The 19,567-nt window shown below is 64.8% G+C and carries 19 protein-coding genes; 10 read left to right on the forward strand and 9 right to left on the reverse strand.

What is annotated here, in order from left to right:
- On the reverse strand, positions 1–497 hold a 497-nt coding region (locus EB084_05000; GenBank protein ID NDD27607.1), incomplete at its 3' end, for a hypothetical protein.
- A gap of 97 nt (positions 498–594) precedes the next feature.
- A complete protein-coding gene (locus tag EB084_05005) occupies positions 595–1,122 on the reverse strand; it encodes a hypothetical protein (GenBank protein NDD27608.1) in 528 nt (175 codons plus the stop codon).
- Between the two features lie 96 nt (positions 1,123–1,218).
- On the opposite strand from EB084_05005, the gene EB084_05010 reads away from it, so the two are divergent.
- The 3 genes from EB084_05010 to EB084_05020 all read left to right on the forward strand — a co-directional run bounded on the left by EB084_05010 (position 1,219) and on the right by EB084_05020 (position 2,939).
- The gene (locus EB084_05010) at positions 1,219–1,593 is read left to right on the forward strand and encodes a hypothetical protein (GenBank protein NDD27609.1); all 375 of its coding nucleotides are present in this window, start codon (positions 1,219–1,221) and stop codon (positions 1,591–1,593) included.
- Positions 1,594–1,655: 62 nt separating this feature from the next.
- On the forward strand, positions 1,656–2,111 hold the full coding sequence (locus tag EB084_05015; GenBank protein ID NDD27610.1) for a ribonuclease HI: 456 nt from the start codon (positions 1,656–1,658) through the stop codon (positions 2,109–2,111).
- A 69-nt stretch (positions 2,112–2,180) separates the two neighbouring features.
- Positions 2,181–2,939 carry a hypothetical protein gene (locus EB084_05020; GenBank protein NDD27611.1) on the forward strand — a complete coding sequence of 253 codons (759 nt, stop codon included), beginning with the start codon at positions 2,181–2,183 and terminating at the stop codon, positions 2,937–2,939.
- An 80-nt stretch (positions 2,940–3,019) separates the two neighbouring features.
- On the opposite strand, the gene acnA is transcribed toward EB084_05020, so the two are convergent.
- On the reverse strand, positions 3,020–5,800 hold the full coding sequence (gene acnA / locus EB084_05025; GenBank protein NDD27612.1) for an aconitate hydratase AcnA: 2,781 nt from the start codon (positions 5,798–5,800) through the stop codon (positions 3,020–3,022).
- 302 nt (positions 5,801–6,102) lie between these two features.
- On the opposite strand from acnA, the gene hydE reads away from it, so the two are divergent.
- The 4 genes from hydE to EB084_05045 are packed head-to-tail and all read left to right on the forward strand — an operon-like array spanning position 6,103 to position 10,749.
- On the forward strand, positions 6,103–7,092 hold the full coding sequence (hydE, locus tag EB084_05030; GenBank protein ID NDD27613.1) for a [FeFe] hydrogenase H-cluster radical SAM maturase HydE: 990 nt from the start codon (positions 6,103–6,105) through the stop codon (positions 7,090–7,092).
- Between the two features lie 31 nt (positions 7,093–7,123).
- A complete protein-coding gene (locus EB084_05035; GenBank protein ID NDD27614.1) occupies positions 7,124–8,590 on the forward strand; it encodes a coproporphyrinogen III oxidase family protein in 1,467 nt (488 codons plus the stop codon).
- Positions 8,591–8,614: 24 nt separating this feature from the next.
- Positions 8,615–9,679, forward strand: coding sequence for a hypothetical protein (locus tag EB084_05040; protein NDD27615.1), 1,065 nt, complete (start codon positions 8,615–8,617; stop codon positions 9,677–9,679).
- Positions 9,676–10,749, forward strand: coding sequence for a methyltransferase domain-containing protein (locus tag EB084_05045; GenBank protein NDD27616.1), 1,074 nt, complete (start codon positions 9,676–9,678; stop codon positions 10,747–10,749). Before EB084_05040 ends, EB084_05045 begins: the two co-directional genes overlap by 4 nt.
- Before the next feature lie 15 nt (positions 10,750–10,764).
- Here EB084_05045 and EB084_05050 read toward each other — a convergent pair whose 3' ends face one another.
- The 4 genes from EB084_05050 to EB084_05065 are packed head-to-tail and all read right to left on the reverse strand — an operon-like array spanning position 10,765 to position 13,472.
- Complete coding sequence (locus EB084_05050; protein ID NDD27617.1) at positions 10,765–12,315, reverse strand: hypothetical protein; 1,551 nt, start codon at positions 12,313–12,315, stop codon at positions 10,765–10,767.
- The gene (locus EB084_05055) at positions 12,237–12,539 is read right to left on the reverse strand and encodes a hypothetical protein (GenBank protein ID NDD27618.1); all 303 of its coding nucleotides are present in this window, start codon (positions 12,537–12,539) and stop codon (positions 12,237–12,239) included. The genes EB084_05050 and EB084_05055 overlap by 79 nt, the downstream gene beginning before the upstream one ends.
- The gene (locus tag EB084_05060) at positions 12,536–13,186 is read right to left on the reverse strand and encodes a hypothetical protein (GenBank protein ID NDD27619.1); all 651 of its coding nucleotides are present in this window, start codon (positions 13,184–13,186) and stop codon (positions 12,536–12,538) included. The genes EB084_05055 and EB084_05060 overlap by 4 nt, the downstream gene beginning before the upstream one ends.
- A 1-nt stretch (position 13,187) precedes the next feature.
- Complete coding sequence (locus EB084_05065; protein ID NDD27620.1) at positions 13,188–13,472, reverse strand: hypothetical protein; 285 nt, start codon at positions 13,470–13,472, stop codon at positions 13,188–13,190.
- Between the two features lie 235 nt (positions 13,473–13,707).
- On the opposite strand from EB084_05065, the gene EB084_05070 reads away from it, so the two are divergent.
- A complete protein-coding gene (locus EB084_05070) occupies positions 13,708–14,778 on the forward strand; it encodes a methyltransferase domain-containing protein (protein ID NDD27621.1) in 1,071 nt (356 codons plus the stop codon).
- Positions 14,779–14,785: 7 nt separating this feature from the next.
- Here EB084_05070 and EB084_05075 read toward each other — a convergent pair whose 3' ends face one another.
- Positions 14,786–15,838 (reverse strand): methyltransferase domain-containing protein, encoded by a 1,053-nt coding sequence (locus EB084_05075; protein NDD27622.1) that lies wholly within the window; start codon positions 15,836–15,838, stop codon positions 14,786–14,788.
- A 19-nt stretch (positions 15,839–15,857) separates the two neighbouring features.
- Positions 15,858–17,063 carry a hypothetical protein gene (locus tag EB084_05080; GenBank protein NDD27623.1) on the reverse strand — a complete coding sequence of 402 codons (1,206 nt, stop codon included), beginning with the start codon at positions 17,061–17,063 and terminating at the stop codon, positions 15,858–15,860.
- Between the two features lie 655 nt (positions 17,064–17,718).
- Between EB084_05080 and EB084_05085 the strand changes: the two genes are divergently transcribed.
- Positions 17,719–19,167, forward strand: a complete 1,449-nt coding sequence (locus EB084_05085) for a PhoH family protein (protein NDD27624.1) — start codon at positions 17,719–17,721, stop codon at positions 19,165–19,167.
- Between the two features lie 91 nt (positions 19,168–19,258).
- On the forward strand, positions 19,259–19,567 hold a 309-nt coding region (locus tag EB084_05090; protein ID NDD27625.1), incomplete at its 3' end, for a hypothetical protein.

Below are 19,567 nucleotides of genomic sequence, written 5' to 3' on the forward strand. Positions count from 1 at the left end.
GACGCCATGAGGCAGGCGTCGAATCCGATGATGTCAACCGTCTTGCCAGTACGCTGCGCGGCCTGCTCGAAGGCCTCGCGCATCGCGGGCATGCTCATCCAGTCGTCATGGCTGTCGTCTTCGACGGCCCCCTGCCAGCCTGACCCGTGGTCGGAGACGATGACCATGGTGTGCTGGGCCGGGTAGTGCTCCATGCCCCAGGCCACGAAGTCGGCCAGGGTCTGGCTCTTCGACATGTCGACGGGGCCGGTGGTCTCGAGGGCGGGAGACTGGATGCGGGAGAGGTCGGTCTGGGCTGCCTTCTGAACGAGGTAGCGGCTGCACTGATCGCCTGTGTCGACCTGGGCGACGATGGCGGTGTGGTCGTCAGAGCCCACGGTCTCGAGCTCGGCGACGTTCTGGATGTTGTAGACCTTCTGGTCGTTGTCAGCCGCCGAGTACAGCAGCACCGTCCACGCGCGTGGCGGGACCGAGCCGCTTCCCACTGTCGACATCATCACCGTATGCCGCTCCTCACCCCTTCAGTGTATCTCAAGGCGCGGGCGCGAAGGTGGCCGGCTTGTTAACGAACCACCGCTGGCCGTGGGCTTCGGGTCACCAGTAGAACGGGTTCCAGGGGGCCGCGTACATGCCGCTCACATGACCGTAGGGAAAGAACGTCTCCTGCCAGCGATTTCCGAGCGACTGCTGGGTTGGCCCGGGGATGAACAGCGCAGTGCGCTGCCGCTGGCCCTCAAGGACGAAATCGATGAGCACATAAGCGCTCACCTGGGGATGAGCCTGCTTGTTGTCATAGCGGAAGTGCAGCTGGCTCGTCTGGCCGGGGGAGAGCGGGTCTGGGGCCATGCGATCCGGGAACAGCGGGGTTCCCCGCTCTTTGTCGCCCTCGATGAACAGGGTCTCCACCAGGTTGAACGTGACGGGCTGCTGCGATGGGTTCGACAGGTTCAGCACCAGGCGCACGTCGGTGTCGATGGAATCAGAAAGACCGCTCGAGATGCTCGCCGTCGCCTTCAAGGGGTTCTGGCTCGGGTCGTTGAGCTTCATGGGGGGTGCCGCGGTCTGTGCCTGGGCGGCTGCGACAAGGCATGCGAGCAGCAGAAGGGTGATGGCCTGTCTCATGTTCGATCTCCTCGACGGGTTGGTTGAACGGGGAACCGGGCACCTCCTCTTCGTCTCGAGCAGGCCGAGCGCCCCCTTGCGGGCGAAGGTGTGCCCATGGACTTCGCCTTCATCGCTCGCGTGCTGGTTGCGGCCTTCTTCGTCTTCGCCGGCGTCATGCACTTCGTTCGTCCGGCCTTCTTCATCGCTATCGTCCCTCCGTGGCTTCCTTCCCCGAAGCTGCTGGTCGACATCAGCGGGGTCTGTGAGATACTCGGTGGCATCGGCATTCTCGTCCCCTCTGTTCGCGTCGCGGCCGGATGGGGGCTCATCGCATTGCTGTGGGCGGTGTTCCCGGCGAACATCCACATGGCCGTGAACCGCGTGCAGCCCGAGGGGATGAAGCTCTCCGACACCGCCTTGTGGTTGCGGCTGCCGTTGCAGTTCGTGTTGATGTACATCGTCTGGTGGTGCGCCTGTCGGGTTCGTTGAGCACGTCTTCTCGTGGGCTTGACCCGCAGGGCTGAACCGAGGGTAGTGTCGAACATCTGCGGGTGAAGCAAGTCGTCATCCACACCGATGGGTCATGCCTGGGAAACCCCGGGCCTGGTGGCTGGGCCGCCATTCTGCACTACGGCAAGCACGAGCGCGAGATGGTGGGGTCAGAGCCCATGACCACCAACAACCGCATGGAGGTGCTGGCCGCGGTCGAAGCGCTCGAGGCGCTGCGCGAGCCGTGCGAGGTCGAGCTCCACTCTGACTCGTCGTATCTCGTGAATGCCTTCGGCAAGGGCTGGGTAGACAAGTGGGTGCGCAACGGTTGGCGCACCGCGGGCGGAGACCCGGTCAAGAACGTCGATCTGTGGCAGCGGCTGATCGCGCTGAGCGACAAGCATCGCGTTACGTTTCGCTATGTGGCCGGTCACTCGGGTCACCCTTTGAACGAGCGTTGCGACGAGCTGGCGCGCGGGGCGGCAACCGAGGTCAAGGCGAAGGCCGGAGCGTCCTGAAGAGTCTGTCAGCAGGCGCGAGAGGCAGATGGTCGAGACCGCCCAGTGAACAGCAGAGGAGGCACAGTCATGTCTGAGCAAGAGAGCTGCACCGGACCCCTTCCCCACCATCCCACCATGCGCTTGATGGCAGGTGCCTGGCTGGTCGTGCTGGTGTCGTTCGTGATCAATGATCGCCATCAGCCGGGCCCGCTGGCCATCGCGGCCACCATGGTCATTCTCCTCATTCTCGGAAGAGCCGCGGTGGGCGGCGTTCGCTGGCTTGCTCGCGAGTCAGACGTGCGGTTTCCCAGCGATCGCGGACGCGTGCCCCTGCAGGCCAGGGTGGGCAAGCTGGTTCCCTGGATCGGATTTGGCACGGCCCTGCCGGCTTCGGTGCTGGTGACGCTGCTGATGCTGGTGGGCTGGCGTCCGCCGATGATGATGGGTCGCATGCTCGTGCTGCTGCTCCTCTCGTTCGTCCCCACCCTGGTGCTGTGCCTGATGCTCGCACCCTATGCGCGTGCCCAGGCGGCAAGCGACTGGTGCGGAGAGCGCGATCGAGGCGTGTTTCCCCTGTTCATCGGGCTCTCGCTCTACGCCCTCGGCGGCTTCATCCTGGTGGTTCACAGCCCGCTCCAGCTGGGGTTCTGGCGCTTTATCGGGCTTCTGCTGCGTCTCGTGGGGGGTTCGGTGATGCCCGTGCACCTTCCTCAGCACATCATCGCTGTCTCGGTAGCCTGTGCTGTTCTGCGCGGGTGGTTCTGCGGCACCGCCTGCATGCTGCCGCCAGGGGCCGGAGGCGAAGGCTGCGGCTCAGCGGGCGGAGACTCGAGCGCCACGGAATGAGACTGGCGCCCCTCTGCAGGGGCGCCAGCGCGCACGGGTCAGACCGTAGATTCGCGGTTTGTTCGCGGGTGCCTCGGCTGTCAGGTGTTGCGCACGAGGTTGCGCAGCACGTAGTGCAAGATGCCGCCGTGGCGGTAGTAGTCGACCTCGTTGAGGGTGTCAACCCGGGCGACGGTGGTGAACGCCTTCGTCGAACCATCGGCACTCGTGGCCTTCACCGTGATCTTCTTGCCCGGCGTGAGCCCCTCGGCGATGCCGCCGATGTCGAAGCGCTCGGCGCCCGTGAGACCGAGGGTTGAGGCGTCCTTGCCTTCCTCGAACTGCAGGGGCAGGATGCCCATGCCGATGAGGTTGCTGCGATGGATGCGCTCGAAGCTCTTCGCGATGACCACCTTCACGCCCAGAAGACGGGGCCCCTTGGCGGCCCAGTCGCGTGAAGATCCGGTGCCGTACTCGCTGCCCGCCAGCACCACCAGGGGGACATTCTCTGCCGCGTACTTCACCGAGGCATCATAGATGAACATCTGCTCGCCATCTGGCTGGTGAAGGGTGATCGGTCCCTCGGTGCCTGGCGCCATGAGGTTGCGCAGACGAATGTTGGCGAAGGTGCCTCGCATCATCACCTCATGGTTGCCGCGGCGGGCGCCGTAGGAGTTGAAGTCTTTCGGGGACACACCGTGGTCGGTGAGGTACTTCGCGGCCGGGCTGTTCTTGGCGATGTTGCCGGCGGGTGAGATGTGGTCGGTGGTGACGCTGTCGCCGAGAACCGCCAGACAGCGCGCGCCGAGCACGTCGCTGAGGGGTGCCGGCTCCGGCGGCATGTCGTCGAAGAAGGGGGCCGGACGCACGTAGGTCGAGTCGGCATCCCACGAGAAGCGGTTGCCCTCTGGGGTGCGGATCTTCTGCCACAGCGCTTCGCCGGCGAACACATCGGCATAGGTCTTCGAGAACATGCCAGGCTGCAGCGAGCGCAGCGCTTCGGTGATCTCTTCGTTCGTGGGCCAGATCTCCGAGAGCATCACGGGCTTTCCATCGGCCCCGATCCCCAGCGGGTCGGTCTCGAGGTTCAGCTCCATGGTGCCCGCCAGGGCGTAGGCCACCACAAGCGGAGGCGAGGCGAGGTAGTTGGCCTTCACATGGGGGTTGACGCGCCCCTCGAAGTTGCGGTTGCCGCTCAGCACCGAGCACACCACCAGCTTGTGATCGTCAACGGCTTTGGCCACTGCCTCGGGCAGCGGTCCTGAGTTGCCGATGCACGTCATGCAGCCGTAGCCCGCGAGATGGAAGCGCAGCGCCTCGAGCGGCTCGAGCAGGCCAGCCGCCTCGAGGTACTCGGTCACCACCTTCGAGCCGGGCGAGAGCGTGGGCTTCACCCAGGGCTTTGATGTCAGACCGCGGGCCACGGCTTTCTTCGCGAGCAGGCCGGCGGCGATCATCACCGACGGGTTCGAGGTGTTGGTGCAGCTCGTGATGGCGGTGATGACCACGGCCCCATGTCCGATCTCGGCCGTTCTGCCGTCGACCGTGACAGGGGCGTTGGGCCCCAGGGCCTCCGCCATGGGGGCGGTCGATGCTCCGCCTGCCGCCCAGCGTGCGATGGCATCGCTGTCGGCGCCGCTCTTCCCCGGCAGGTCGACCAGTCCGGACAGCGCCTCGCGGAACGATTGGCGGGCGTTGCCCAGGGTCACCCGATCTTGCGGTCGCTTGGGGCCAGCCAGCGACACCTCGACGGTTGACAGGTCGAGCTCGAGGGTGTCTGAGAACACGGGCTCGGGGCTGTCTGCGGTATGGAACAGACCCTGGGCCTTGTAGTAGTCTTCGACCAGCTTCACGTGCTCTTCGCGTCGTCCGGTGAACCGCAGGAAGGCCAGGGTCTCGTCGTCGACGGGGAAGAAGCCGATGGTGGCGCCGTACTCGGGTGCCATGTTCGCGATGGTGGCGCGGTCGGCCACCGAGAGACCGCTGATGCCGTCGCCGTGGAACTCGACGAACTTGCCCACCACGCCCTTCTTGCGCAGCATCTGGGTGACGGTGAGAACGAGATCGGTGGCGGTGGCGCCGGGCTTGAGCCGGCCCGTGAGCTTGAAGCCCACGACCTGGGGGATGACCATGGTGATGGGCTGGCCGAGCATGACGGCCTCGGCCTCGATGCCGCCCACGCCCCAGCCCACGACGCCCAGTCCGTTGATCATGGTGGTGTGCGAGTCGGTGCCTACCACCGTGTCCGGGTACACGGTTCCCGTTGCCTCGTTCACGAAGCCCACCGAGGCCAGGAACTCCAGGTTGACCTGATGCACGATCCCGGTGTCCGGGGGCACCACGCGGAAGCTGTCGAACGCGGTCTGCCCCCAGCGCAGGAACTCATAGCGCTCCTGGTTGCGCTCGAACTCGAGCCGGGCATTGTCTTCGAAGGCGGTCTTCGAGCCGAAGAAGTCGGCCTGCACGCTGTGGTCGATGACCAGGTCTGCAGGCTGCAGCGGATTGATGCGCGCCGGGTCACCACCCATGCGGGCCACGGCGTCTCGCATCACGGCCAGATCGACCACGGCGGGCACGCCCGTGAAGTCTTGCATCAGCACGCGTGCCGGCGTGTAGTTGATCTCGGTCTCCTGTCTGGCGGCGGCGCTCCAGCGTGCGATGGCCTCGATGTCGGCCTTGCGCACCACGCGACCGTCTTCGGTGCGCAGCATGTTCTCGAGCAGCACGCGCATCGAGTATGGCAGGCGGCTGACGCTGTCGAAACCGCTGCTCTGCAGCGCGGGAAGCGACCAGTAGGTGAGGGTGCGGGTGCCGGACGTGATGGTGCGGCGGGTGCCGAACGAGTCGACGTTCTGCTCTTGTACCGTGGCTTTCGAACTCATGCGACGGTCTCCGATCAACGTGTTGGATGCAGGCGCGGCGGCGCGGGCGCGTGGAGCGCGGGCGTCATGGGCGGCGTCTGCGGGGCCGTATGCTTCTGCGTGGGTGTCAGATCGCCTGCCGCTGGCGTCGGGATGCGGCTATCGTGACGAACCCACACGGTCTCACGAGGGCTCTTGCCCGTATACACCCTGAAATGAGGGGCAGGGTGCCCCTGGTTGCCTTGAAACGAAGGGGGGGTTCTGCTAGGTTCACACGAGTGACTTCATGTCCGCAAGAAGTGGGGCGCCAGACGACTGTCGTGATGGAGCGAGCAGAGATTCTCGAGAGCCTGCGGGCGCGAGGGCAGGAGCAGAGCGAGCTCTTCGCGGCCGCGCGCGACGTGCGTCGACAGGCCTTTGGCGATCAGGCCTTTGTGCGTGGGGTCGTCGAGCTGACCAGCTACTGCCGCAAGGACTGCACCTACTGCGCCATGCGCCTGTCGAACCGCAAGCTCGAGCGCTTCCGTGCTTCTGCAGATGACGTGATGGCGGCGGCGGAGGCCATCGCCGAGGCCGGGATCAGCACCATCCTGCTGCAGGGCGGCGAAGACGTGCAGTCAGACAAGGTGCTCGACGCGGTCATTCCCCGCATCAAGGCCGAGCTCGGCCTGTTCATCATCCTCAATGTGGGCGAGCGCCGCAGAGAGCGCTTCGAGCAGTTCCGGGCGCTGGGGGCTGATTCGTACATCATGAAGTTCGAGAGCTCCGATCCGCTTCTCTACGAGCAGGCCACCCGCAGCGATCTCGCCGTTCGCCTGCAGAACCTGCGGTGGCTGCGCGAGCTGGGGTTTGTCGTGGGCACGGGCAACATCGTCGGGCTTCCCGGACAGACCCTCGAGAGCATTGCCGACGACCTGCTGACCGCGGCCGAGATGTCATCTGATTTTGTCAGCACGTCGCCGTTCATTCCCAACGGCGACACGCCCTGGGAGAACCAGCCCTCAGGGTGTCTCGAGACCGCGCTCAACGTCATCGCCGTGAGCCGCATCCTGCGTCCGAACGCACTCGTCCCTGCGGTCAGCGCGCTCGAGAAGGTCGAGGCGGGCGGTCAGCTGCGCGGGCTGCAGGCGGGGGCCAACGTCATCACCATCAACTTCACGCCGGACGCCCAGCGCTCGAAGTATCGCATCTACTCAGAGCGCCGCTTCACGGTATCGACCGAGCACGCGTTCCGGATCTTGCGTGAAGCGGGTCTTGCGCATCAGAGGCGCGGCCCGCTCACGCCGCCGAGGAGCGAAGAGCTTGCAGTATAGCCTGAACGAAGAATCGCGTTATCGCATCGAGATGTTCGACACCCTGCGCGAGCAGGGGCTCATCTGCCAGAGCGGCGAGTTCTACCCCTCGGTGCACTACCCGCCCATCACGATGTACAAGACGTCGACCGATGACGCGCTGCTCGCGTCGTATCAACCGCCTCACAACCGGCTCTTCTCGCTCTACGCGCACATCCCGTTCTGTCTCAAGGCCTGCGCGTTCTGTCACTACCCGGTCAAGTTCCTTTCCTCTGACCGCGAGATGGATGGGTATGTCGACACGATCATCGCGGAGCTCGATCTCTGGCGTTCGCGGTTGGGGGTCGAACGTCTCGCCACCCGTTCGATCTTGATCGGGGGCGGTACGCCCACATACCTGCGGCCCCAACTGTTCCGTCGGTTCTTCGAGCAGCTGACCGGGCGGCTCGACCTCTCGCGCAACACCCAGTTCACCGTCGATGTCGATCCGCTCACCTTGATCGGTGACGATGGCGTCGAACGACTCTCCATCATGCGCGAGTTCGGTGTCGACCGGCTCACCATGGGAATCCAGTCGCTCAACGATGAGACCCTGAAGCGCATGAACCGCCATCACGACGCAGCCCAGGCGCTCGCCGGCCTGCACGCGACGCACGCGGCGGGCTTCACCAACAACATCGAGTTCATCTTCGGCTATCCGGGAGACACCATCGAAGACTGGCAGGCGGTCATCGAGCAGGCGGTGCGGCTGCCGGTGGAAGAGATTCAGCTCTATCGCCTGAAGATGATTCCCTATGGCGATCGCACGGCCCCCATCTCGAAGAACTTCAAGGGCCTTCAGGCACGCCTCCCCGAAGTGCCTGAGGTCATCACGATGAAGGCGGTCGCGCATCAGATCTTGCAAGACAACGGGTTCAATCCGAACCTGACGCGGGTCTTCTCGAAAGAGGTGCGCCACTACTCCCACTATGCGGCCAACCAGTGCTGCCAGCTCTGGGATCAGATCGGCATCGGGCAGACGGCCTTCAGCAGCCTTCGTGATCGCTTCCTGCTCAACACCGATGACTTCAAGGAGTACTACGCGTCGGTCCGCGGCGGCCATCTGCCCGCAAACCGCGGGCTGGTGCGCACGCCAGAAGAGCAGGCCCGCTGGGCGGTCATCCTGCCGCTCAAGAACATGGCGGTGAGCAAGCGCACGTTCACGGCACGCACGGGAATGTCGCTCGACAGCCTCTTCCGCCCGAAGATCGAGCGTCTCAAGGCGCACGGCCTGCTGTTCGAGAACGCGCACACGCTGGGCCTCACGCCCATCGGGCGGTTCTTTGCCGACGAGATCTGCCAGCAGTTCGAGTCTACCCGGTACATCCCGTTTCCCCGCGAGGCCTACAGCGACGGGCCGCTCAACCCCTATCACGACCAGGACGAGCCGGACTCCTGGGGGCCTCCCGACAGCGATGGGCCACAGCCAGCGTTTGATGCCGGCCAACCGGACCTGGGCGTGGAAGCCCATGCACATTAGCCGCGTTCGGCGTTGAGGGCCGTCGTGGCGCTTCGTGCCCTGGTGGGAATCGCTTTGCTGCTCTGCTCGTTCCTGGGCGGGGTTGCCGGGCATCGCTGGTGGGTGCTGCAGCGGTACGTCGATGCGGGTGATCCGCGCGAGGCGCTCTACTTCTGGAACTACGATCCGCCACAGAGCCCGCCAAATGTCGCGCGCTCCGCACGGCTGCTGCGTGAGTATCTCGTCACGCGCGACGTGATGACGCTTCGCACGGCGCGCGAGGGCTTCGCCAGTGCGGTTGCGGGGGAGTGTCCCGGGTCTCGCGTGCCTGCACTCATGTGGCTGAGCGATTACTTCCTGACCCCGACCGACCTGCAGGCCCAGATGCTCGAGAACCCAGAGGGGGCTCGCATGTTGACGTGGCTGGCCTCGAAGGGCTTCGTCCCGCTGCGAGATCTTCTTACCGAGGTGGAGACCCGGCAGATCGATCTGCCGAGGCCGAACGGCATGAAACCCGATGTGGAGATCATGGCCAGCCTGCTCAGTGATGCCGGGCCTACCCGTGCTGGCTGGGATGCGGCTGACGATGTGGTGCGCTGCCTCGGCTTGCGCCCTGGAGACTCGGTGGCCGATCTCCACAGTGGGGTCGGTTTCTGGGCCTATCGCCTGGCCCGTGCGGTGGGCCCCGGGGGCGCGGCCTATGCGGTGGGAGAGAAAGCGTCCATGGTCGATTTTGTGCGCGCCATGGCCTCGGCCGAGGGGTTGTCCAACCTGCAATCGGTGATGGGGAAGAAGGGTGATGTGGCGCTCCTCCCGCAGAGCCTCTCGTGTGCGTTCGTTTGCGGATACTTCTGCGATCTGTACGGACGTGAGCCTCTTGCCGTGCGCGCCAGCTGGGTGGAGAGCGTGAAGCGCGCGCTGCGACCAGGTGGCACACTGGCGGTCATGGACAGCAACGTGCAGGTCAGCGGCGCGCTGCCCTGCATCGGAAACCGCATCTCGCGCTGGGTGGTCATCGCGGATCTGACGAGTCGAGGGTTCCGTTTCAAGCGCTGCTATGAGCTCACGCCCCAGCGCTACGTGCTGCTGTTCGAGCGGGGCGCGTCGTGAGCAGCGTCTCTCTGCGGCGCCTGATCGGCTGGATGTTCGCCTGTCTGGTCTGCGCGGCGCTTGGCGTCGGGGTCGATCGCTGGACGCTTTCGGGGCGCCTTCTGGTCGAGAGAAATCCGGATGACACCTTGTACTACTTCCTTCAGGACGTGCCCCCGAAGCCGGATGAGGAGGACGCAGCTGATCGCTGCCTTGCCGACTACTTCTCGACCGGGAATCGCGCGCAGCTCGAGAAGGCCAACGCGCACTACAAGAAGATCGTGCCCTACGCGGTGGGGGCTTCCTGGCCGGCACTGGCATGGATGAGCGAGTACCTTCTGCTCGCGCCCGATCGGCGTGCCCCATTCGGAGAGAGCGCGCCTGAGCTCGAGGCGCTCGTGGCGTTCCATCAGCGCTTGAAGTTCAGCATGCTGGCCTCTACCCTGGGGGTTCAAGGATTCGATGACGCTACGTCTCAGAAGGAGCCGACGCTGCCCATCGTCAGCCGGTTCACCAACGAGACGCTGCACTTTCTCGACCCGCAGCGAGAGAGCTGGGAGAGAACGACCGAGCTCATCGACCGGCTCGAGCTCAAAGCCGGCGATCACGTGGCCGATATCGGTTGCGGCCCGGGGTATCACGTGTTCCGCATGGCGAAGCGCGTGGGCCCGACCGGCCGTGTGCATGCCGTCGAGACCAGCGCCGCGGCGCTTGCGTTCGTGCGCTTTATCGTCGAGCGGCAGCGGGTGGCGAACGTCGATCTCGTCAAGACGGGACCGAGCGATATCACGCTGCCCGCGGCCAGTCTCGACTGTGCCCTGATCTGCTCGTTGTATCACGCCATCTATGGGTCGACGAGCCGCGCCGTGCGTGAGTTCTTCCTGGGCAGCGTCTACCGAGCCCTCAAGCCGGGGGGTCGACTGGTGATTGTCGACAACGCGCCGGATGGCACCGCCGACTTTCGCTATTTCGGGAACCGGATCGCGTCTCGCCTTGTGGTGAGCAGCGTGGAGTGCTACGGCTTCAGGTGCGTGCGCGTGATCAACCTGGCGCCCCAGCGCTACATGGTCATCTTCGAGAAGCCGCGATGAGACGGGGTTGATCGCCTACTTCTTGGGTGGCGCCACCTCTTGCGCCCACGCCCGCAGTCGTTCCCAGAGCCGTCGCGCGTGCTCGTCGGGCGCTACGTTCCGCTCCTTCCCGTCGACGACCTCGAAGTAGCGGTAGTCTTCTCCACCCAGGGGCGGGAGCTCGGTGGGCAGATGTCGGCGGCAGAGCAGGCGGCTGCTCTGGGTGCGAACTGTGATCATGGGGCGAACCCCTTCTGAGAATGCGGCGGCGGCGTCGTTCGCAGCACCGCCTTCGATGAGCGGGCGCAGGCTCTTCCCGTCGTATGCGGCTCCCGCAGCGGCGCCAGGCGCAAGCGTGTAGTCGCTCAGCGTGGGCACGACGTCTACCAGCTGCGTCACCTGGCTGACGCGTCGTCCTTGTGGAATCCCTCCGGGGCCCCACACGATCATGGGCACGTGGAGCTCGGCATCGAGCAGGTTGCCCTGGTGGTCGAAGAACCCGTTCTCCATCAGGCCCTCTCCGAGATCGCCCATGATGATCATCAAAGTGTCGCGCTCGAGCCCGAGCTTGTGTATGCGCGCCATCAGCAGTCCCACGTACAGGTCAGCGTAGCGAATCGAGGAGTCATACAGCGAGACGAGGTGGTTGACGTCAGCGGCAGACAGATCGATGTGCGCCGCGCCGTCGCGCTTCTTCTTCTCGAGCTTGTCATAGTACCCGCTCATGGCGAAGGGAATGCCGTTGACCTCTCTCGCTGCACCGGCATCGGTGAGGGCAGGTCGCTCGGTGAAGTAGTGGCCGTCGTGGATGTTGAGGATGCCGTCAGGGAGCTTTCCGATGAGATCTGCAACCCCCTGGTAGCTCGGATCGAACATCTTTGAGAAGAAGAGCGGCTTCTCGTACGGGGCGTGAAGGTCGTACCCTTGAAGCAGCATGAACGTCGGGGCTTTGGGTTGCTGGTTCAACCAATCCATCGCGAGGGGGAGCTGGTCATGCAACGTGCCACCCTGGACGCGGTCACTGTAGGTGGCGAACCCGTCTTGGAGGCCAAAGCTTCCGCTCCAGTGCAGCCCACCCACGAATCCGCCCGTGCGGTAGCCGTTGGCGCCCAGCGTGGACGCGATGGTGGGCGTGCCGGGAGGGAGCCGATAGGTCTTGGGCTCGAGTGTACCAAAGCGCTCCGGGTAGCGACCTGTCATCAAGGACATGCTCGAGAACAGGGTGGTGTTGCTCTGCGCGAACGCGCGCTCGAACACCACCCCGTCGGTTGCGATGGCGTCGATGTTGGGCGAGGTGGGTCGTTGATAGCCGTAGCACCCGAGATGGTCTGCGCGGCACGCCTCCAGCACGACAAGCACCACCAGGCGGGGTCGCCACGCGGTACGGGTACAGGCTGAGAGGGTGAGGCCGGCCAGCAGCGACGCAACCAGGGCGACAATCACCACGATGCACGAGCGTCGCGGTCGCGGTCGGGCGCAGCGCAGTGGCGTGTGCTTGTGGGTCAGCGTCACTGGGCCATCGCCGCCGTAGAGGCAGTTGGCGCGGTGGCGTGGATCAGCCCCGCCAGCTCGTCGGCGCTGAGGAATCCGTCGCCATTGGCGTCAGCGGCGATGAAAGGGCCCGGTTCAGCGCAGTTCCGGGCCCACTCGAAGCGCGAGATCCGACCGTCGTTGTCAGCGTCGAGAAAGACCACGAGGCCGCGCACGACCTCGCGTTCGGTGGAGGGAACGGTGCGGCGCGGCTGCAGGCGCCAGACGGTGAGCGACAGTAGTCCGGCCAGCAGGAGCAGGCCGATGAGAAGGCGCTTCACGGGGGGTCCGGCTCTGAGCGGGTGACGCTGAGAACGGTGAGAAGGTGCTCGAAGGCCTGTCCCATCTCGACGTGCGTCGAGACGATGGGGATGGCTCGCTTCTGGTTGGTCTCGAGCAGCGTTCGCTGGGCGGGCGTCAGGAGACGCTCGAAGGTATTCTCGAGAGACTCATCGAGCTGTGCCGCACGCGATGGGTCGGTGCACGTGCCAAGGCCTTGTATGAGCGCATCGAGCAGGGTTTTCTTCTGATCGTCAGTCAGTGCGAGCCCAGGGCTGTTTCGCAGCGGTGCAAGCCTACCCAGCAGCTTCATCGCTGCCGATTCGAGGTAGAAGTGAATCGGTGCTGCGCGCGTGATGCGTGAAGCCATCGCGCTCGCGGCATCGGTCTTTGATCGCGCAGCGGTCTCTGACGCGTCTGCGAGCTTCGAAGGGTCCGGGAGCGCTACCCGATCTGGGGAGACGGGGATGACCGAGGCCTTTGTAGGCGCCGTGGGTGTTCGCCGAGTGACGCGTGCTTCCGCAGGGCCGTTCCAGATCCAGAGCCCCAGGATGCAGGCGATGTTCACGAGAACCAGGAGGGACGCGATCAGCCCCAGTGACTCACGTGCGCGCGGCGAGCTCCTGGCGGTCCGGGCACCGGTGGTCATCTCATCGCTCGTTCGTGGAGGGTGCGCCCGACGGGAGGGTTGAGGGTGGCGAGGCGCTCGCTGATGGAAGCTTGATGTCGCCTGGCTGGACGAGGCTGTACGCGGTTTCTGCCTGGGCCGGCTGCGATGAGGGCAGCGGTGACGGCGTGTCGAGCATCGATGGTGGGCTCAGCAGGCGGTAGACGAGCACGATGTTGACGTTCACGAGCAGCAGCAGCAGCAACGCCTGAGACATCCAGGGCGTCGCTCTCTTGCCCGTGGGCGGGGTTTCGTCGTGTGAAGCCATTTTGACTGTATTCGTGCAGAGCTTGGAAGGTTCCTCGTGGCGGCTCATTCTCCAAGGTCTCACGGCGGGAGGTGCTTCGCCTGGGGTGGAGGAGCTGAGCGCAGGGGCGAGAAGTACGGTAGAGTCTGCTCTGCGATGGCAACCGCTGTGTTGGCGAGGTGACTCGGGTCGCGTGAGCGAATCGCAACCGTCAGTGCAATGGTCGTCAAGCGGTGGGCGAGGGGGGAGGGATTCGTTGTTCCGGCGTCTTCTCAACGGCCTCATCCTGGCGCTCACCGCGTCTGCCCTCGTGCTGACGGGGGCGCTCTGTGACGATCTCTGGCAGAGAAGAACGCCGAACACCTTCTCTGATCCTCGGGTGCCGCTCTATTGGTACTGGAACACCAATGCCGCGCCGAGAGATGTCGATCCTCGGCTGGCGTCGGCCACAACAGATCTCATCCGCTTCTTCGACACGGGAGATCGTGATGCGCTCGAGCGGGCGCGTGGGCTGTATCACGCGGTGATTCCCAGTCTGACCGTCGGTACTGAATTTCCCGCGCTCGAGTGGATATGTGAGTACTTCCTTGCCTCAGAGTCTGAGAAGTCGCGCCTGCTGGCCAATCCGGAGGGGGCAAGGCTCCTCTGGTACTTCTCGCAGTCCCGGTTCCACGAGCTCGTGCAGCTCTTGCGCGTGAAGGTGCGACTGGCGCCGGCCGCGTCAATAGGGGGCCTCGAGGGGGTGCGATCGGCGGTGCAGTATCTGGCCTTCATGCGGCCGAGTCGAGCAGACTGGGAGCACACCGATCAGTTGATGGCCGCCATCGATCTGAAGCGCGGCCAGCATGTCGCCGACATCGGCTGCGGCCCGGGGTTCCACAGCCTGCGCTTCTCCGATCGCGTGGGCGACACGGGCATGGTGTATGCCGTCGAGACCAACCCGCGGCATCTCGAGTTCCTGCGCGTCATCACCGAGCGAGAGAAGCGCACCAACATCAAGCGCGTGCTCTGTCCGTTCGATGACGTGGGCATTGCCGCGAACACCCTCGATTGCGCCTTTGTCTGCTCGTTGTACCACGCCATCTACGGGGCCATGCCGTCTGGTCTGCGAGAGCCGATCATCGCCAGCCTTCGGCGCGCCATCAAGCCTGGCGGGCGCCTCATCATCTGTGACAATACGCCCTATGTCCAGAATGACTCGAACTACTTCGGAAACCGCATCTCGCGATATCTCGTCGAAGATCATCTGTCGCAGTACGGCTTTCGACTGGTGCGCTACTACCAGCTCGCATCGCAGCGATACCTGCTGATCTTCGTGCGGCAGTAGCCCTCTCTCAAGGCAGGCGCTCGAAGATCAGGGCGTAGCGCGCTGGGTTGACCTCGTAGCAGCGACGCAGCTTGAAGCCCGATGACTCGAGCAGCGCCGATACCACGTAGCGCGAGATGCGGTCATCGATGTAGGGCCGACCGCCCGATGTAACGACCGGCTCGTTGTCACACACGACCAGGGTGCCGCGGGGCTTGAGGGCCTGACGCAGCCCTTCGATGAGCGCGTCGCGCTTTGCGGGCTCCCACATGCCGTAGCACAGGTGGAAGTGGGAGCATGAGAAGACGCAGTCGAGACTGGCGGGGGGCAGGCTCAGAGGCTGCTCGATGCCCACCGTGACGTTGTAGAGGCCTTCTCGACGGGTGAGGAGCGCGATGTATTGCAGGAGAGGGGGGTTGTTGTCGAGGGCGATGACGTGTCCTGTCGGACCCACCGCCTGGGCCAGTCGCACCGTGAAGTAGCCGGGGCCTGCGCCCAGATCGGCGACGCTGGCGCCGGGCCGCAGGTTGCAGGCACGAAGCAGGCGATCGCTCTGCTCCCAGGCGTCTCGTGTGGGACTCGAGTCGAGCAGCAGGCGGTAGGTCAGGTAGCCGTCTGGCATGATGGGCTTGTTCCCGGCCTTGAACGCCTCGAGGGCCGATTGCAGCGGGGTGTAGCCTTGATTTGAAAGGTACGAGAGAAGTCGCGCGCCTTCGGGGTTCCGGAGCTTGCTTCGGCGCTCGTCGTCGGTTGCGAGGAAGTAGTCGCACAGCCACAGCAGGGCCGATGACGGGGTGCCTACGTCTTCCTCACTCACCGCTTTGGCGTATGCGGATCTCGCCGCGGTCAGGGCGGCGTGATCGCCGCTCTGCAGGTAGGCCTGCAGCTTCTCGGCACCGGTCTTGAAGCCGTCGGAGATTTCGAGGAAATCAAAGTTGAAGTAGTAGACCGGCGCCTTGCGGTCTTGCCCCAGGTTGGGGCGCTGCGGGTAGAGCGTGCGGTGCCCCGCGGCTCCGAGCAGCACGCAGGTGAGGGCTGCAAAGAGCCAGTTGAGGTGTGTCAGCGTGCGGGTGACGGGCATTTCGGTGGCGTCTGCCTTTCTACCAGTATCCGTGGTCGTGCAGCGATTTCTGCAGCTCCGGGCTGAGCTTCGCTGGGCGCGCCCCCAGGCGCACCCCGGCGCCTTGCGAGGCGACGAATCGCAGATCTTGCATGAGCTCGGTGGCCGGGCCTGCGCCTATCGCGAGCGGCGTTGATCGGTCGGCGGTGAGCGCATAGGCGCGGAGGGCTTCTGACGACGGCTTCCTCGATTCGAGGAGCGCCACGAGACGAGCCGATCCCGGCGGCACCCCCGAAGCTGCGAGGGCGCAGGTGTCGGTGATCACGGCGGTCTGCTGGTCGTTCTCGATGACCGCCCACCAGGGTGCGGTGGCGATGGGGGAACCTCTCAGCGACGAAGAGCGGTCTGCGCCGCGCACGTTTCGCGGGAGCGCGATGCCGGTCTGGGCGAACACCGTGGGCAGGATGTCGAGACCCGATGAGATGTCGCGCTGAGAGGTTCCCGCGCGAACATCTCTTCCCCACCAGATGAGGGGGGCGCGCAGCGCGTCTCCTCCAATTCGGAGGGCTTCTCCGGTGGGTGTCGCCGCCCGCGCGCCCACAACGCCCACCAGCGTGTTGCGCGCGTCGATCCGGCGTTCGCGCAGCTGCTCGAGAAGTACCCGCAGTCCGCTGTCGGCGGCCTTCACCCCGTCGGGGCCGCGGGTGGCGTCGGCGGTCTGCAGAACCGCCGCCACAGGCGGCTCGAGGTCGCGCACGATCTCGGTGAGACGGGTGGCTCGGGCAGTGAAATCAGCGGTGATCGGCACCAGGGCCGCGCGGTCGAAGCCGAGCTCGGCGACCGGGTCGGCGCCCAGAGCGCTGGCGTCGCCCACGATCACGGTGCGGTAGCCGTAGGTGTGCAGAACGCGAGGCAGGGTGAGGGTGTCTACCGAGACCTTGAACTGCGCGCTGATCAGGGGCGCGATCTCGCTCGGGTAGCGAGAGCTCAGCATCGAGGCGTATCCGTAGCGTGCTTCATCGGATTGGGGAACGTGACGCAGGAACACCGTTCCCTCGCGTGCCAGGCCGTCGATGAACGGGGTCTGCGAGGTGGGTGATCCGTAGGTGCCCATGACGCGCGTGTCGAGCCCGTCGACGCCCACCAGCACGACGTTGGGCGGCCCTGTCGACACGACGCCAGGACGGGTGCCCCAGACGACGAGGGCTGCGAGGCAGGCCAGCAGGATCGCGCCAATGATTCTCATGTGGGTGTGACTCCGATCGTACGGTTCGGTTCGGCATGAGTCAAGGGTCTGGCCCTGGCCCAGGTGCAGACGATGATCGCGGGTTCAGGCTTCTGGTCAGAGCCCGGTCGGCGTCAGGCAGTGGAAGTGCCTGCGAACTCGATTTTGTCTCTTGACACACCTGACAAGTGAGACAGGGAGGGGCTGTTTCGATAGCATCGCAGGTGCCGAAGCGCTCGAAATTCCTGTGTCCGCTGTCTTCATGGCAGGTGAGCTTTGCCCGGCCGACTTCGGGCACGATGGCGGAGGCGCGGGAAGGAGTGTGACCAGGTGAGCCTGTGAGCTGTGCCCATTCGACTGCGGGCACGGGAGCGGCGGTGGCGCGGGAGATGAGTAGAAGCCCAAATGGGCTTATACCTGCGACTAGAAGCCCAAATGGGCTTATACCTGCGACTAGAAGCCCAAATGGGCTTATACCTACCGTCGACGTCTGCTCTCCAGACGTCTTTCTGTAGAGCGCGTTCGTGTGTGTTGAAAACGAATTTTGCGGCGGTTACGAACCGCTTGAACGACCAACAAACATCGACTGAACCCCATCACGCACGGCGAGATCCGCGGAGCCCGGATGCATCTTTTTTGACACCGGACTCGTCATGAGAGCAGGTGGGAAGGGAAAATGGCAGGGGTTGAAGAATATTCACCTCCTGCCGCGCCTCAGCGCCGTCATCCCCATCTAGCAAGGGAGCGACCATTGGCCAAGAAGATCTTCGTTCTCGACACGAGTGTTCTGCTGCATACCGCCGATTCGCTGTTCAACTTCGCTGAGCACGACGTCGTGATACCCGTGGTGGTGCTGAACGAGCTCGACACGTTCAAGCGCGGAACGATGGAGATCAACCGCAACGCCCGCCTCGTCATCAAGCAGCTCGATCACCTTCGCGAAGACGGCCGTCTCGACCGGGGTATCCCCCTGCCGAGCGGCGGAACCGTCACGGTCGAGCTCAACCATCGCGACGCGATGGAACTGCTGCCGCCAGGGTTCGACACGAACAACGACAACCGCATCCTGGCGGTCGCCCTGGCGCTCAAGAAGCGCCATCCGCGTCGTCATGTCGCCGTGGTGAGCAAGGACATCAACATGCGGGTCAAGGCCCAGACCCTGGGCCTTCACGCGGAAGACTATCTCAACGACAAGATCGAGCTCGATGAGCTCTACCCTGGCAATCGGGTGCTCAAGGTGAGCGGTCGCTACATCGACACCATCTATCAAGAGCGCGAGCTGCCGGTGAGCGCGCTCAACGGCGCGGTGAGCAAGGATCGTCTCAGCGCCAACGAGTTCGTCATGCTGGTGAACAGCGCCAACGAGAACGCCACCGCGCTGGCGCGCTTCGACGCTGACAGGCAGGCCCTCACCCTGCTGCGCGAGCAGCGCGGCGATGTGTGGGGCGTGCGGCCCCTCAACCGAGAGCAGCGCTACGCCCTCGAGATCCTGCTCGACGATCGCGTCCGCCTCGTCACCCTCAGCGGCAAGGCTGGCACCGGAAAGACCATGCTCGCCATCGCCGCTGGCCTGCACAAGGTGGTCAACGAGAAGACCTATCGCAGGCTCGCCGTGTATCGCCCGGTCATTCCGATGGGCAAGGACATCGGCTATCTGCCGGGCTCCGAGCAGGACAAGCTGCAGCCCTGGATGCAACCCATCTTCGACAATCTCGAGTATCTGCTCGACGCCCACTCCCCCTCGTCGAAGAAGGGCTCGCCGGGACAGGGGGGGCGCACGTCGTCTCCGCTCGACTATCTCATCGACGCCAACGTGCTCGAGATCGGCGCGCTCACCTACATCCGCGGGCGCAGCCTGCCGGGGCTCTACATCATCATCGACGAGTCGCAGAACCTCACCCCCCACGAGGTCAAGACCATCGTCACGCGTGCCGGTGAAGGCACAAAGCTCGTGTTCACGGGCGACCCGAACCAGATCGATCACCCCTACCTCGACGCCACGAGCAACGGTCTCACCCATCTCGTGGAGAAGTTCAAGGGCCATTCCATCGCGGGTCACGTCACGCTCGTGAAGGGCGAGCGCTCCGAGCTGGCCGAGCTGGCCTCGACGGTGCTCGAGGCCTGAGACCCGTCCTGCCTGGCCTTCGAGCCTTGTCTCTCGTCCTTCGCGAGAGGGTCGCCTTGTCGATCTCTCGCAGGGGGGGCGCCTGCCGGCAGTGAACCCCCTGCACGTGCCTCCAGACAACGATGCCATCACGGGGCAGCATCGCGATTCGTTCGCATGGGATACGCTGCGGGTCATTCTCGAGGGAACCTCACCCCTCGAGCTGCCTGCCATGGCTGTGGCCACCCGCGAAGACGCGCACGCCTTTCTCCGGCACTACGGCTTCGACCTGAACGACGCCGATGATCTCCGTGACGCGTGGCAGATCCACGACGACGCGGTGCGCTTCATCCGGACCTATCTCGTGAGCGCGCATGGCTCGACGAGCGGTCTGACGCTGCCCGAGTCGGCGGTCGCGCCG

It is taken from the genome of Pseudomonadota bacterium, from assembly GCA_010028905.1.
Classification (GTDB): Bacteria; Vulcanimicrobiota; Xenobia; order RGZZ01; family RGZZ01; genus RGZZ01.